13 protein-coding genes are annotated in these 14,482 nt (G+C 38.6%); 4 read left to right on the top strand and 9 right to left on the bottom strand.

Features of this window, described 5'->3' with window-relative positions:
* Positions 1-21: 21 nt before the first annotated feature.
* The 3 genes from B3P16_RS03935 to B3P16_RS03925 all read right to left on the bottom strand — a co-directional run bounded on the left by B3P16_RS03935 (position 22) and on the right by B3P16_RS03925 (position 3,105).
* Positions 22-1,458, bottom strand: a complete 1,437-nt coding sequence (locus B3P16_RS03935) for a lipopolysaccharide biosynthesis protein (RefSeq protein WP_286841505.1) — start codon at positions 1,456-1,458, stop codon at positions 22-24.
* A 71-nt stretch (positions 1,459-1,529) separates the two neighbouring features.
* Positions 1,530-1,811, bottom strand: a complete 282-nt coding sequence (locus B3P16_RS03930) for an acylphosphatase (RefSeq protein ID WP_046674815.1) — start codon at positions 1,809-1,811, stop codon at positions 1,530-1,532.
* A gap of 118 nt (positions 1,812-1,929) precedes the next feature.
* Positions 1,930-3,105 (bottom strand): amidohydrolase family protein, encoded by a 1,176-nt coding sequence (locus B3P16_RS03925; RefSeq protein WP_070561620.1) that lies wholly within the window; start codon positions 3,103-3,105, stop codon positions 1,930-1,932.
* A 408-nt stretch (positions 3,106-3,513) separates the two neighbouring features.
* On the opposite strand from B3P16_RS03925, the gene B3P16_RS03920 reads away from it, so the two are divergent.
* The 4 genes from B3P16_RS03920 to ggt all read left to right on the top strand — a co-directional run bounded on the left by B3P16_RS03920 (position 3,514) and on the right by ggt (position 8,723).
* A complete protein-coding gene (locus B3P16_RS03920; protein ID WP_286841504.1) occupies positions 3,514-5,949 on the top strand; it encodes a TonB-dependent receptor in 2,436 nt (811 codons plus the stop codon).
* Between the two features lie 209 nt (positions 5,950-6,158).
* On the top strand, positions 6,159-6,617 hold the full coding sequence (gene dtd / locus B3P16_RS03915; protein WP_070561625.1) for a D-aminoacyl-tRNA deacylase: 459 nt from the start codon (positions 6,159-6,161) through the stop codon (positions 6,615-6,617).
* 18 nt (positions 6,618-6,635) lie between these two features.
* Positions 6,636-6,962, top strand: a complete 327-nt coding sequence (locus B3P16_RS03910; RefSeq protein WP_070561627.1) for a nucleotide pyrophosphohydrolase — start codon at positions 6,636-6,638, stop codon at positions 6,960-6,962.
* A gap of 60 nt (positions 6,963-7,022) precedes the next feature.
* On the top strand, positions 7,023-8,723 hold the full coding sequence (gene ggt, locus B3P16_RS03905; RefSeq protein WP_286841502.1) for a gamma-glutamyltransferase: 1,701 nt from the start codon (positions 7,023-7,025) through the stop codon (positions 8,721-8,723).
* 69 nt (positions 8,724-8,792) lie between these two features.
* Here ggt and groL read toward each other — a convergent pair whose 3' ends face one another.
* The 6 genes from groL to B3P16_RS03875 form a co-directional block, all read right to left on the bottom strand.
* The gene (groL, locus tag B3P16_RS03900; protein ID WP_070561631.1) at positions 8,793-10,430 is read right to left on the bottom strand and encodes a chaperonin GroEL; all 1,638 of its coding nucleotides are present in this window, start codon (positions 10,428-10,430) and stop codon (positions 8,793-8,795) included.
* 163 nt (positions 10,431-10,593) lie between these two features.
* The gene (locus B3P16_RS03895; protein ID WP_028070710.1) at positions 10,594-10,869 is read right to left on the bottom strand and encodes a co-chaperone GroES; all 276 of its coding nucleotides are present in this window, start codon (positions 10,867-10,869) and stop codon (positions 10,594-10,596) included.
* Positions 10,870-11,171: 302 nt separating this feature from the next.
* The gene (gene secG / locus B3P16_RS03890) at positions 11,172-11,585 is read right to left on the bottom strand and encodes a preprotein translocase subunit SecG (protein ID WP_070561633.1); all 414 of its coding nucleotides are present in this window, start codon (positions 11,583-11,585) and stop codon (positions 11,172-11,174) included.
* 12 nt (positions 11,586-11,597) lie between these two features.
* Complete coding sequence (locus tag B3P16_RS03885; RefSeq protein WP_070561635.1) at positions 11,598-12,668, bottom strand: hypothetical protein; 1,071 nt, start codon at positions 12,666-12,668, stop codon at positions 11,598-11,600.
* Between the two features lie 13 nt (positions 12,669-12,681).
* The gene (locus tag B3P16_RS03880; protein WP_070561637.1) at positions 12,682-13,197 is read right to left on the bottom strand and encodes an LptE family protein; all 516 of its coding nucleotides are present in this window, start codon (positions 13,195-13,197) and stop codon (positions 12,682-12,684) included.
* A gap of 9 nt (positions 13,198-13,206) precedes the next feature.
* On the bottom strand, positions 13,207-14,481 hold the full coding sequence (locus B3P16_RS03875) for a sigma-54 interaction domain-containing protein (RefSeq protein WP_070561639.1): 1,275 nt from the start codon (positions 14,479-14,481) through the stop codon (positions 13,207-13,209).
* Between the last annotated feature and the right edge of the window lies 1 nt (position 14,482).

The following is a 14,482-nucleotide window of genomic DNA, read 5'->3' as shown; positions in this document are numbered from 1 at the left end:
TTTGTAAATATGTAAAAAAGATTATTTTCTTCGTAATAAGTTCATCAACTCATTTTTTTCAAGTACAAAGGTAACGCCTAGTAGGATCAAAAGCATGGCATTGCCGATCCAGATATTGCTATGAAAAACCTGAAAACTCATCCACGAGATCAAAATCCCTATCCCAAGATAAATAGTAATCTTTATCATCTTATAAGGTATAGGATAGTACTTTTGACCCCAATACAGTGAAAAACCAATCATCACAAAGTAGACCACTGTCGTCGACAAAACAGCCCCGACATAAGAATAGATTGGAATAAGCCAAACATTGAGCATAATCGTAATTAAAGCTCCTATTCCTGAAATATAGAGAGCATAGCGTGTCTGATCCGTCAACTTATACCAAATCGATAAATTCATATATATACCTAGCAGAACATAGTTAAACAGAAGAATCGGAACAATTTTAAGTCCAGTCCAGTAGATAGCAACCTCCGATTCATTTCCTTTAATGAAGTATTTTAGCCAATCGAGATTGACCGTCAATCCAACCATCGCAATAACCATTAAAATAACAAAATACTCCATAATTAACGCATATGTTTTGGAGGCATTTTTGTTTTTAGAATACGAAAAGAAGAATGGTTCGGCACCCAACCTAAAGGCCGTTACGAACAGACTTAAAAATACGGCCAATTTGGCTACAGCTCCATATATGCCCAAATCACGGATTCCTACCTCACCTGGCAACAATTTCGGAAAAAACATTTTATCCAGGTTCTCATTGATAATAAATGATATATTGGCGATTAATATCGGAAAACTATATTTCAACATCTGATCCAATAGTTTACCATCTAACTTCAATCGGAATGTCAGCAACTCGGGTAATAGTAGCACCAATGTAACAACACTAGCAAATAGGTTTGAAATAAACACATAACCTATCCAGCCCTCTTTAAACCATGTACCTGCAAAATCAGCCCAAAAAGCAGATTCATGCACCCATTCAGGTAGGAAAATGATAAAAAACAGATTGGAAACTACTGTAATACCAATATTAACAAATTTTAGCGCACTGTATTTATAGGGTCTTCCTTCTGCACGCAGTTTTGTAAATGGGACAACGGCTAGCGCATCAGCAACAAGAATAAAAGCGAAATATTTAATATATTGTTCATAGAGCTCCACATCTCCACCATCTGCAAACCATGCTGCAATAGGTCGTGTAAATACATAAACCGATAATAATAGGATACCCGAAGTTGCTAATGTAATGAAGAAACTATTATTGTAGACTTTGTTTTTATCTTTCGGTTCGACCTTTTGCAAATAGCGAAAATACGTTGTTTCCATTCCAAATGCCAGCAAAGCATTTAACATGGACATCCAGGCATAAAAGTTAGAATAGATTCCATAGACGGCCGCATCTTTAAATTTACGTAGATAAAGTGGCGTCATCAAAAATCCTATCATTCTGGAAACGATAGTGGTTATACCGTAAATGAAGGTATCGCTGAGAAATTTTTTGATTGTAGACACTGGCCTTAAGATTGAACTCTTTTAACTACTTCAAAATTGGAAAAGCCCTTCATTTCGCCTTCCTTTACTTCAACACTTTCAACAATTGCACCCTCGGGCCCTTCTTGGCAGAACTCCAACAGTGAATCTAGTGCAAAATCGTCGCCCTCGCCCTCAATATAGACAGAACCATCTTTTAAATTGACAACAAAGCCCCTAACACCAACTTGATCTGCAACCGCCTTGGTTGTCAATCTAAAAAAGACTCCCTGTACTTTACCTCTTATTGAAATATTCAAATGTTTCATCTGTAACTTATTTTTTCTTCCATCGGTCAGATGGAACTTACCATGACTATAGTTCCGTTATTATAGTCATGGACGGTTCAATAAGAGCAAAAGTACAGAAGTTTTGGGGAATTAAATACTACGCTAAACGTTTTACCTTAACATCTTCATGTAGGCGCATGTGTTCCATACCTTGCAACAATACAATCCCAGGCTTTTTACCCACTTCAAGTGAGCCAAATTCATCCTCAATGTTCAACGCGATCGCACCATTAATCGTAGCCCATTGAATAGTTTGCAAGAAATCGAGATCCTCAAAGTGCGCATGCAATACCTTTAGCTCCTCCAAAATGGATAATGTATCATTTGAAGCTAAACTGTCCGTTCCGATTACTAAACGCTGTCCGGCATTCATAAAATTCTGAACCTTTGGTAATGTTCCTTCAATATAAAGGTTGGCTTTTGGACAAAGACACCACATCACATCACGATCCATGCGCTCTACAAAATCCAGATCTTTAAGAGAAGTATAGGTATTATGAACCAACAATAATTTATTGGGATATGGCAAATAAGGAAGATAGGACTGAATCGAATTTCTTGCCTGCGCCTTAATCGCATCGGCGTTTTTTCCTATACTTTTATAAAAGTCCAGGAACTCCCCCATTTTATAACGGAACAGTTTATTCTCCTCTTCACTTTCTTGATTGTGGATACTGATAATATTTGTTTCCGGAACCATCTTCTTGAATTTTTTGAAAAGTACTTTCGAACAAGAATATGGCGCGTGTGGCGTAATGGATACATGCCCATTCCTAAACTCTTGAGTCAACGATTTAGCCTCTTTTAACTTAAAGTCAGCTTCGTCAGGTTCAATTCCGAGCACCTCCACAAACGTATGATATAAGATCTGAGAATCTTCCTTCAGTTTCGAGGAATTATCTGTGTTGGCATGATCTCCGACTGCAACAATACCATTTTCATACATCTCTCGATCGGCTTTTGCCATAGCGTCGTCTATTTTTTTCATCGACGCCGACCGCGTTGTCATCACCTTACTAAGAAAACTCGGAAGTCCCGTACCTTTAGGGACAATACCTTTCATATGCGACAATTCAATGTGGCAATGTGCATTGATAAAACCTGGAATTATCACTCCTTCATATCTCTCAACCTTCGTTTTGTCTGAAGGTGTAAATGAAGTTGGGTCATAGATACCTTGAATTACCCCCTCCTCATCTACCGAAACAATACCATCTTTTATTGGCATTGAAGTAATCGGCAGAATATAATTAGCGCTTAAATATTTTAACATTTTATCTCCTCACTATCAATTTAGTAACTAAAAATTTTTGACCTGTATGAATACATACCTCTAGTAGAAAAATTCATGCCAAGGTACCTAAAAAGAACAATAAATACCAAAAACAACAATTTGCACAAATTTTTAACCAAAAAGAAATAAAGCCGCAAATCCACTCTTTTGTATTTGTCATAAATTACTTCTTTATACTTCATTTCAATTTTAAATTTATATATTCGCAGCATCGAATAGGGGTGCCTTGTTTTGTCAGGAACACAAATAAAGGCTGAGATTATACCCAACAGATTAAATTCTGTACACCTGATCCAGATAATGCTGGCGTAGGGAGAGGTTAGTTAAATAGTGCGGTCATAGTAACCCCTTGCTATGATTTGTTTAACTCAAACAAAATACATTACCATGATCAAATTTTTGATTTGTAGCTCCTTAGCTACTATTTCAAGTCAAATTGCCATTGCGCAACAAAATCTGACAATTAAAGCTGTAGACAATACCAATCAGACCCCTTTACAGTACGTTTCCATATCCATAGACGGACAAGCATCCTTCGCTGGCCAATCGGACAAAAACGGACTGATTAAACTATATCGTATCAATACAGGTAAGCATCAGATTCAGGTATCTTCTCTTGGATATAAAACATGGAGCCGAAATGTGGATGTTAAAGACAATTTGGAACTTACGGTAGCATTAGAACCTAGTACAATTCAAATGGAAGAGGTCCTTGTTCAATCTACCCGTGCCAAAAGAAATGCTCCTACAACCTTTAAAAACATCTCCAAAGAAGAAATAACACGTAACAATCTCGGTCAGGATATCCCATTTCTTTTAAATCAGACCCCGTCCGTGCAGGTAAATTCCGATGCCGGTGCGGGTATAGGTTATACAGGAATGACGATCAGGGGATCCGACAATCAACGAATCAACGTAACACTCAATGGAATCCCCTTAAATGATGCAGAGAGCATGGGTTCCTTTTTTGTAAACCTTCCCGACTTTGCCTCTTCTACCGAGAGCATCCAAGTTCAGCGTGGTATTGGGACCTCGACGAATGGCGCCGGATCATTTGGAGCCTCATTAAATATCCAGTCCAATACTCTAGTAGAAACTCCTTACGCAGAACTTAACAATTCATTTGGCTCTTATAATACTTGGAAAAATACGGTCAAAGTCGGTACCGGACTAATTGACGACAAATTTGCCTTCAATGCCAGATTATCTCGAATAAGTAGCGATGGTTACATCGAAAGAGGTAGTTCAGACTTACAATCTTTCTATGTGGACGGAGGGTATTATGGTAAGAAACATATTTTAAAAGGAATTGTATTCTGGGGAAAAGAAAAGACCTATCAAGCCTGGAATGGCGTTCCTGAACCATTGATTACAGGAGATCGGTCGCGCATGGATGATTATGCAGATAATGCACTCGAAATTTCCGGTGCCGAGAAGGATCGTTTCATGAACGCTGGCCGTAATTATAACCTATACACGTATAACAATCAAACAGATAATTATACGCAGAAACATCATCAACTTCATTATACCAATATACTGAACGACAAATTGACGCTCAATACAGCCTTACACTATACAAGAGGTTATGGTTACTATGAAGAAATGAGACCGGGAGATAAACTAAGTAAATACGGTTTGCCTAACGTCATTATTGGTAAGGACACCATTCAAAAAACAGATCTTGTCCGCAGGAGATGGCTGGATAATTATTTTTACGGAATGACTTATGCTCTGAATTACAGGCCAAACGATCAGCTTGAAATTACTTGGGGTGGAGCTTATAATCAATACAAAGGAAAACATTATGGCCAGGTGATTTGGGCACAATATGCATCAACAGGATTTCTTGACGACAAATATTATTTTGGGAAATCACAAAAAAATGATTTCAGCAATTTCTTAAAAATCGATTACAAACTAGACAAATGGATATTAATGGCCGATATTCAATATCGGAATGTAGATTACCACATGTATGGTGATGATGATAAGGTAAAAAATTATAATTATCATCCTAAGTTTAATTTCCTGAATCCTAAAGCCGGTGCAACTTATCTGCTAAATGACCATTCAAATGTATACGTTTCTTATGCCTTTGCACAAAAAGAACCTGTCCGAAAGGATTTTATAGAGAAAAATAGCGCCTTACCAGATCCTACCCCAGAGAAAATGCAGGACATTGAATTGGGCTATCGTTTTACAAATGAAAAATTCAACATCGGATTAAATGGATATGGCATGTTTTACAAGGATCAGTTGATCCCAACAGGTGAAATTAGTGATACAGGCTCTCCAATTCGACAAAATGTCAATGATAGCTATAGAATAGGTCTTGAATTCGATGGGTCATGGAACATCAGCAAGCAGTTCAATTTGAAAGCAACAGCTAGTTTCAGCCAAAATAAAATTAAGGACTTTGAAGAGGTCATCGGCGATACAAGGATATTTTATTCGAAAACAAACATTGCTTTATCACCGGGAACTATTTTGTCAAGTAATTTCTCTTATAGTCCAATAACATCACTTACATTTTCGCTTCTATCCAAATTTGTAGGAAGACAATACCTGGATAATTCTTCTGCGAAAGAAAGAAGCATTTCCGCTTATTTTGTCAACAATCTGTTAGCAAACTATAACTTTACAGCATTAGGTATCAAAAATATCAGTGCTACCCTACAGGTCAACAATATACTGAACGTGAAGTATGAGGCTAATGGCTACACCTTTGGCTGGATGGAAGGAGATACCCGGAAATATTATAATTTCTATTTCCCACAAGCCCCAACGAATTTCTTACTGGGCTTGAATTTCAAATTCTAAACCACCCTTTATAAAAGCCTCCTGATTCCAAACGCATTAGTAGCTGGGAAGGCGGACTGAAGGTCACTTCTGATCAAATCTTTTAGCATAATTAGCGTCCCTTTTTCCTTCGGGAGAAAGGGACGTTTCTATATATACCTTGGAGAAAACTGAATTTCCCATCGTGTTTGACAATCGGAATTTTTACCTTTGGTTTTATACTTTTCACTATGCGCGCAGTTATACAACGAGTTACCAAAGCTTCTTGTACGGTAGATAATCAGATAACAGGCCAGATCCAGAAGGGTCTAATGATTTTATTAGGAGTTGAAGAAGCAGATACAACGGAAGATCTGAAATGGTTAGGACAGAAGTTCATCAACTTACGCATCTTCGAGGATGAACAGGGTATGATGAATAAGTCGATACAAGATGTAGACGGAAATATCTTACTCATCTCACAATTCACGCTCTTTGCTCAAACAAAAAAAGGAAACAGGCCTTCCTTTATCAGAGCAGCAAAACCGGACAAAGCCAAACCAATGTATGAAGAGATGGCTTTACTGCTAAGTCAATTGCTCCAAAAAGAGGTTCAGCTTGGCATATTCGGAGCCGATATGAAAATCGACCTACTGAATGATGGTCCAGTTACCATCGTCATGGACACAAAAGATAAGGACAACTTTTAATTTTTAATTGAACACAAGATGACTATTAAAGAAGCACAAGAGATTATTGACAAATGGATCAATAGTACCGGAGTACGTTATTTCAACGAGTTGACAAACACCGCCATACTCATGGAAGAAGTCGGTGAAGTTGCCCGAATAATGGCTCGGCAATACGGAGAACAATCTTTCAAAAAGTCAGACAAAGAAGTTAATTTAGCAGATGAAATGGCCGATGTATTATTCGTTTTGATGTGCCTTGCCAATCAAACGGGAATTGATCTAACAGCGGCTTTGGAACAAAATCTTCAAAAGAAATCAATTCGGGATGCCGACCGCCATAAAAACAACGAAAAACTTAAATAACCAAGAGTAGTATTGTTTGTACACCTCTTTGAGATAATATTTAATTTTAAATCGCGTACGATGTATAAATTCATAACCTATTCGCTCATAACAAGCATATGCTTTGCCTCTTGTGCGACAAGACAGCAGCTAAATACTAAGGTTGAGCAGGCCAGTACTTTTAATAAGGCTGCCGTTGTCACAGCACATCCTTTGGCTTCAGAAGTCGGGGTAAAGATTTTAAAACAAGGTGGGAATGCAATAGATGCTGCAGTTGCCGTACAATTTGCTCTTGCAGTTGTTTATCCCAATGCAGGAAATATTGGCGGCGGTGGCTTTATGCTCTACCGCGATCATCGGGGTAATTTAGATGCCTTAGATTTTCGTGAGAAGGCTCCCCTAAAAGCATCCCGGGATATGTATCTCGATGCCCAAGGCAATGTTATTCCGGAGTTGAGCCTTTATAGTCAATTGGCCTCTGGTATCCCTGGATCTGTTGCTGGTATGTGGGAAGCCCACAGAAAGTACGGCAAATTACAATGGAAAGATCTCGTACTCCCAGCAATACAGCTAGCCAGAACAGGGTTTAAAATCAGTCAACGACAAGCCAATGAGTTTGAAAGCCATAAAGAGCGTTTTGTCAAACTGAATCCCGCTGGTGCTGCAATTATCAAAACCACAGTTTGGCGAGCAGGTGATCTATTTATCCAGGAGGAACTTGCAAAAACACTGGAAAGAATCGCAATCGAAGGCCGAGACGGTTTCTATACAGGTAAAACGGCCGATTTAATTGTTGCCGAAATGGGTAAAGGGAAAGGTATTATTAATCATCAAGATCTACTGGATTATCAGGCGCTTTGGCGTACCCCAATTTCCACAAATTATAGGGGCCACAAAGTTATTTCCATGCCACCACCTTCGAGTGGCGGAACATCTCTTTTAGCCCTACTCAAATCAGTCGAACAGTTTCCACTTCAGCGCTGGGGCTTCCAAACCGATTCAACCATTCGTGTTATGGTCGAAGCTGAACGCTATGTATATGCCAATCGGGCTAAATATTTAGGAGATCCTGATTTTATTAATGTACCTGTCGAACAGCTTATTGACTCAAGCTCAAATGCGCATAAACTCCATTCAGTCAATTTCCATAAAGCGACATCAAGCAAAGATGTCAATGCAGATGTCATTCCGGGTTATGAAAGTGAACAAACGACGCATTTCAATATTGTAGACGAGCAAGGGAATGCAGTATCCATTACAACAACACTTAATGATTCTTATGGCTCAGGAGTATTTGTGGAGGGCGCAGGTTTTCTCCTAAATAATGAAATGGACGATTTCTCCGTAAAGACCGGTATCCCAAACATGTATGGGCTTACTGGGGAAAAAGCGAACGAGATTCAGCCCGGCAAAAGGATGCTCAGCTCCATGACACCCACTATTGTAGAAAAAGATGGCAAACTATTTATGGTTGTAGGAACCCCTGGAGGATCAACTATCATTACCTCTGTTTTTCAGACCATCCTCAACGTTATTGACTTCCGACAAAATGCCCAATCAGCTGTAAGCCTGCCAAGATTTCATCATCAATGGCTTCCTGATCGTATTGACGTTGAAAATAACGCAATCGATGTCAATCTACGTGATCGATTGACAAAAGATGGCTATACGATAAATCCGAGAGGGACAATCGGTCGTGTGGAGAATATACTTGTATTACCAAATGGTAAATTACAGACAGGAGCCGACCCGCGTGGAGACGATACGGCAAAAGGCTATTAAAGAACAAAAAGAAAGGCTCATTTGGAATTCCAAATGAGCCTTTCTTTTTTATTTAGAAATGGGATGATCTTACATCATTCCACCCATACCGCCACCCATTGGAGGAGCACCAGCACCTACAGGGTTTTCTTCAGCTTCGTCAGCCAATACACACTCTGTAGTTAATAACATTGAAGCAACTGAAGCTGCATTTTCCAATGCTACACGAGATACTTTAGTTGGATCAATTACACCAGCAGCGATTAAGTTTTCGTAACGGTCTGTACGTGCATTGTAACCGAAATCTGCAGTTCCTTCTTTCACTTTTTGAACGATTACTGCGCCTTCGATACCAGCGTTATTACAGATCTGACGTAATGGCTCTTCGATAGCGCGTTTGATGATGTCAATACCGATTTGCTCATCTTCGTTGTCACCTTTAAGGTTTACCAAAGCTTCAGTTGAGCGAATGAAGGCAACACCACCACCAGCGATAATACCTTCTTCAACAGCTGCACGAGTTGCGTGTAAAGCATCATCAACACGGTCTTTTTTCTCTTTCATTTCAACCTCAGTAGTTGCACCGACATATAACACGGCTACACCACCCGACAATTTTGCTAAACGTTCTTGTAGTTTTTCGCGATCGTAGTCAGAAGTTGTTGTTTCGATTTGTGAACGGATTTGAGCAACACGTGCTTTAATATCCTCTACATTACCAGAACCATTGATAATCGTTGTGTTATCTTTGTCAACTTGAACTTTTTCAGCTTGACCTAAGTAAGATAACTCAGCATTTTCTAATTTGAAACCTCTTTCTTCAGAGATAACAGTACCACCAGTTAAGATAGCGATATCTTCTAACATTGCTTTACGACGGTCACCGAAACCTGGAGCTTTAACAGCCGCAACTTTCAACGAACCACGGATTTTATTAACAACTAATGTTGCCAATGCCTCACCATCTAAGTCTTCAGCAATGATTAATAATGGTTTACCAGTTTGAACTTGTTTCTCCAAGATAGGCAACAATTCTTTCATGTTGCTGATTTTCTTGTCGTAGATCAAAATGTATGGATTATCTAATTCCGCTTCCATTTTGTCAGAGTTGGTCACAAAATATGGAGACAAATAACCACGGTCAAATTGCATACCTTCTACAGTTTTTACTTCTGTTTCAGTACCTTTTGCCTCTTCAACAGTGATAACACCGTCGTTACCTACTTTTTCCATTGCTTGAGCAATCAAAGCACCAATTACTTCGTCGTTGTTTGCAGAAATAGTAGCAACTTGTTTAATTTTATTATTGTCTTGACCAACTTCTTGAGATTGAGATTTCAAGTTAGCAACAACAGTTGCAACAGCTTTGTCAATACCACGTTTTAGATCCATTGGATTAGCTCCAGCAGCCACAGATTTGATACCTGGAGCAACGATTGCTTGTGCCAATACAGTAGCAGTAGTCGTACCGTCACCAGCTTGATCAGCTGTTTTAGAAGCTACTTCTTTTACCATTTGTGCACCCATATTTTCTAAAGCGTCTTTCAATTCGATTTCTTTCGCTACCGAAACACCATCTTTAGTAATTACTGGAGCACCAAATTTTTTCTCAATAATTACATTACGTCCTTTAGGACCCAATGTTACTTTAACTGCATTCGCTAAAGTATCTACACCTTTTTTAAGGGCCTCGCGAGCCTCAACGTTATATTTTACTTGTTTTGCCATTTTTATATGAGTATTTAGTATTTCTAAGAAGTGTAATTCGAGTTTAAATTAAACCGTAAACCGATTTATTTTTTACACGTCCAATTTTACAGCTTCACTAAAATAACCTATTGAATTTTTAATTGAGCCAGTAAGCTCGTTTTAAATAAACTGTTCCTATTAATTAGATAACCGCGTAAATATCAGACTCACGCATAATTAAGTACTCTTTTCCTTCGTAAGTAATTTCAGTACCTGCGTATTTTCCGTATAATACTTTGTCACCAACTTTCACAGTTAACGGTTCGTCAACTTTACCTGTACCTACAGCAACTACTGTACCTTGAGATGGTTTTTCTTTTGCTGTATCGGGGATATACAACCCTGAAGCTGTTTTTTCTTCTGCTGGAGCAGCTTCTACTACTACTCTGTCTCCGATAGGTTTGATACTTAATGCCATAATTAATTTACTTTTTATCTGTTATTGAATTTATTTTAATGTTATAATCGCTATAAACACATCATCTTTTATGCCAATTGTAATTAAGACAGCTTATAAGACAATTTTTCACAGAAAAGTTAATATCTCCATCGACAAAAATTCATTTTGCTGTCACACTGTCATTCCCAGTCTGTCAGTCTTACTTCCGTCGACAGACAGACTAATAAATTTATCGCTACATACCTGTCTTAAACAAAATATCGAACATAAAAAAGCCCCGTCTGTACAAACAAACGGGGCTCATCATTTTTTACTGACAACTATTTCTTAGCTTCTTCTGCTGGTTTTGTTGTCGGTGTAGCCGCTGGAGCCTTTTCTTGCGATTGAGCCGGAGCAGCTTGCCCTTGTCCCGCCGGAGCGCCAACAGGTTGTTGTCCAGTACCCAAGTTCAATGGACCTTGTTGTTTAGGCGCTTCGATTTGACCCCCCAATCCACCTTTAGATGTACTTGGAGACGTACCAATAACATTTACACCTAAGCTAAATACCATAATGGCAATAACCATGATCCAGGTACCTTTTTCCAAAAAGTCACCTGTACGTTTTACTCCCATAAGATTCGTTCCACCTGAAAAACCAGATGACAAACCTCCTCCTTTTGGATTTTGGATTAAAACCAAAAACGCTAAAATAATACTAGCTAATATGATTAGACCGATTAATAATCCTTGCATCTCTTTATGTTATTAATTTAATTTCTTTTCTAATTCTGTTATGCGTGCCGCAAAGTAAGCATTTTTTTCTGGATATTTCAAAACTAATTTTTTGTAAACATCTATTGCTTTTGGATATAAGCCCTGTTCCACATAGATCTTTGCAAGTGTTTCGGTAACAAGTGAATGCTGATCTTCCGAACTTTTTCTAGCTTTATTCTCCAAGTCTAACTTTTCTGCTTGCAGGGGCTGAATCATAGGTTCTTCACGAATAAATTTTTCGATTACCTCGTCTGTTTTACGCGGTATTTGAAAAGAGATTGTCGTTTTAACCTCATCACTTAACTTTGCTTCAGGCGATTGTAAATGAAAGATATTTTCCCGGATCTGTTGATCGAGTAGCTGATTATCCAGCTTCTCATGAATTTTAGCAATATCGTCATTCGAGGGCGTCATTGGGCGTAATGGAGATTTTACATAGGGCTGATAGGTATCAGCATATTCTAATCTCGTCTTATGCAACCACCACAAGAAACTGTAGGGCATGGTATCATCATCATAGACCGAAACACGCTCCTGACCATCATCCATTGTATTGGCAACAGCTTCCGCTACAACAGGTGCTACTAATGCAGGTTCCTCTGAATCGACACTATTTTCTTGCTGCTGATCGTTTGACCGAAAATAATCTTTTGCAACCCCGGCTTGAATCAAACGATCCAATTCATCAACCTCAATCTTGGATAAAACTGGTTCAGCTACCGTTTCACGCTCAGCTTCAATTTCGATAGTCCCATCATCGTCGCGAAGTGCTCCATCCACTGGAATTTCATCTGACGGCATGAATACATCAGGCTCTGTCGTTGGTTTACAATGCATAAATTCATACAACCAACTCGGAGAAGATGCATAGAGCAAAGTAGACGATAAATTCTGAACTGAACTATGCTTGCCAAAAACTTTGCGTTCATAGATAAATCGCAGGCTTTGGGCATAAGGGTATTTTTCAATCAATGCTAAAACAACATCTTCCGCCACAGTGTCGGGATGATTGATTGCTTGAAAAAAAAGCTCGTTATTGGATAATGATATATTAAGATTCATCTTGGAAATAGAATTACCAATTAGCAAACGCTTTATTGTATATATCCTCAGTTAGCATTTGAATAATTTCTTTACCCAAGGTCTCTTCTTGTGCACTCTGAAGATTACCTGCAAACTCTTTAAATCGCGTAAAAGGCTGTTCAAAATCATCCTTCGGATTAATTTTATTATGATAACTAACCTTGATTGTAATCGTCAACCTATTCATCGCTGCACGATCTGTCCCAGCTTCAACAGCTGCAGGACTTATCGAATACTCTGTAATAAATCCCTCAAAGGTAGCATCACCGTCTTGATTCACCTGACTCAATCGAGATTGGTTACGGATACGTTCTTTCAGTGCCTCCGTAAAATTCTGACTTAAGGTTGGATAAACCAAAGGAGCTATATTTTCGAAATATTGAATATTAACTGTTTTCATTCCCTCAGGAATGGATCCACCAGTAAATCCATATTTTACCCCACAACTATTCATTACAAACAAAAAGATTGTGGTGAGAAAAGCATATAAAATTTTTCTTGACAACATCTGTAAACCTTAATCTAAATTTAAGTCTTTAATTTTTCTGTACAAAGTTCTTTCAGAAATCCCCAACTCTTGCGCAGCAGCTTTACGTTTACCTCGGTGCTTTTTCAGCGCTTTTTTAATCAGATCAGACTCTTTATCAACAAGCGATAAAGATTCCTCAACTTCTTGAGCATCCTGCAGGTATTCATCCTGTGCAACAGGACTTTTTAATACGTTTGTTGTATTTGCTGGAGAATGTATGGTGAGCGTTGGGGTTGTATTATAATTTTCTGGTTCTGCTTTCAATTGTGGTTCAATCTCCTGGTATAACTGATTAATGTAAGGGGAATTTTGATCAAATGTGCTCGAATCGACACCTTTCTGAATTAATTCAACCACCAGTTTTTTCAGATCAACCATATCCTTCTTCATATCAAATAAGACCTTATACAGCAAATCTCTTTCGGAGAAATCCTCTTTTCCACCATTATTTGAAGGAACTACCGCTGGCAAACTCGTTCGGGATTCATTGGGCAGATAATTTTGAAGTGTATAGGCATCGACAACGCGTTCCTTCTCCAAAACTGCAATTTGCTCCGCAACATTTTTCAGTTGACGTACGTTTCCGGGCCAGCTATAGTTGCGCAGCATATTTTGTGCATCTTCTGTCAATTGAACCCCAGGTGTACGGTATTTCTCAGAAAAATCTACAATAAACTTACGAAATAATAAGTTGATATCTTCAGGTCTTTCACGTAATGACGGTACACGCAACGGTACAGTATTCAGACGATAATAAAGATCTTCGCGAAATTTACCTTTTTGTACAGCTTCAAATACATTCACATTTGTCGCAGCAACCACACGTACATTTGTCTTCTGTACCTTGGATGACCCTACCCGTATATACTCACCTGACTCCAATACACGTAATAATCTTGCTTGCGTACCCAAAGGCAACTCACCTACTTCATCCAGAAAGATTGTTCCACCGTCAACGACCTCAAAATATCCCTTTCTGGCTTCATGGGCACCTGTAAAGGAACCCTTTTCGTGACCAAATAACTCAGAGTCAATGGTACCCTCTGGTATAGCTCCACAATTGACCGCAATAAAAGGGCCATGCTTACGTGAGCTTAATTGATGGATAATATGCGAAAAAACCTCTTTACCACTCCCACTTTCACCTTGTATTAGTACGGAGATATCAGTTGGAGCCACTTGTCGTGCAATATCAATAGCACGATTCAACAAAGGCGAATTACCAATAATTCCAAATCTATTCTTTATATCTTGGTTATCCATA

The organism is Sphingobacterium sp. UBA7631, from assembly GCF_002483935.1.
Lineage (GTDB): Bacteria > Bacteroidota > Bacteroidia > Sphingobacteriales > Sphingobacteriaceae > Sphingobacterium > Sphingobacterium multivorum.
Note: the sequence above shows the minus strand (reverse complement) of the source record. Positions and strands in the feature narration are given on the sequence as shown.

Coding starts and splice junctions, on each gene's coding strand:
- B3P16_RS03895 (WP_028070710.1), bottom strand. CDS start 10,869: ATGGCATTAAGTATCAAACCTATCGGAGACAGAGTAGTAGTAGAAGCT.
- B3P16_RS03930 (WP_046674815.1), bottom strand. CDS start 1,811: ATGAAACATTTGAATATTTCAATAAGAGGTAAAGTACAGGGAGTCTTT.
- secG (WP_070561633.1), bottom strand. CDS start 11,585: ATGCAAGGATTATTAATCGGTCTAATCATATTAGCTAGTATTATTTTA.
- B3P16_RS03885 (WP_070561635.1), bottom strand. CDS start 12,668: ATGAATCTTAATATATCATTATCCAATAACGAGCTTTTTTTTCAAGCA.
- B3P16_RS03920 (WP_286841504.1), top strand. CDS start 3,514: ATGATCAAATTTTTGATTTGTAGCTCCTTAGCTACTATTTCAAGTCAA.
- B3P16_RS03925 (WP_070561620.1), bottom strand. CDS start 3,105: ATGTTAAAATATTTAAGCGCTAATTATATTCTGCCGATTACTTCAATG.
- B3P16_RS03875 (WP_070561639.1), bottom strand. CDS start 14,481: ATGGATAACCAAGATATAAAGAATAGATTTGGAATTATTGGTAATTCG.
- B3P16_RS03880 (WP_070561637.1), bottom strand. CDS start 13,197: ATGTTGTCAAGAAAAATTTTATATGCTTTTCTCACCACAATCTTTTTG.
- B3P16_RS03935 (WP_286841505.1), bottom strand. CDS start 1,458: ATGATAGGATTTTTGATGACGCCACTTTATCTACGTAAATTTAAAGAT.
- groL (WP_070561631.1), bottom strand. CDS start 10,430: ATGGCAAAACAAGTAAAATATAACGTTGAGGCTCGCGAGGCCCTTAAA.
- dtd (WP_070561625.1), top strand. CDS start 6,159: ATGCGCGCAGTTATACAACGAGTTACCAAAGCTTCTTGTACGGTAGAT.
- ggt (WP_286841502.1), top strand. CDS start 7,023: ATGTATAAATTCATAACCTATTCGCTCATAACAAGCATATGCTTTGCC.
- B3P16_RS03910 (WP_070561627.1), top strand. CDS start 6,636: ATGACTATTAAAGAAGCACAAGAGATTATTGACAAATGGATCAATAGT.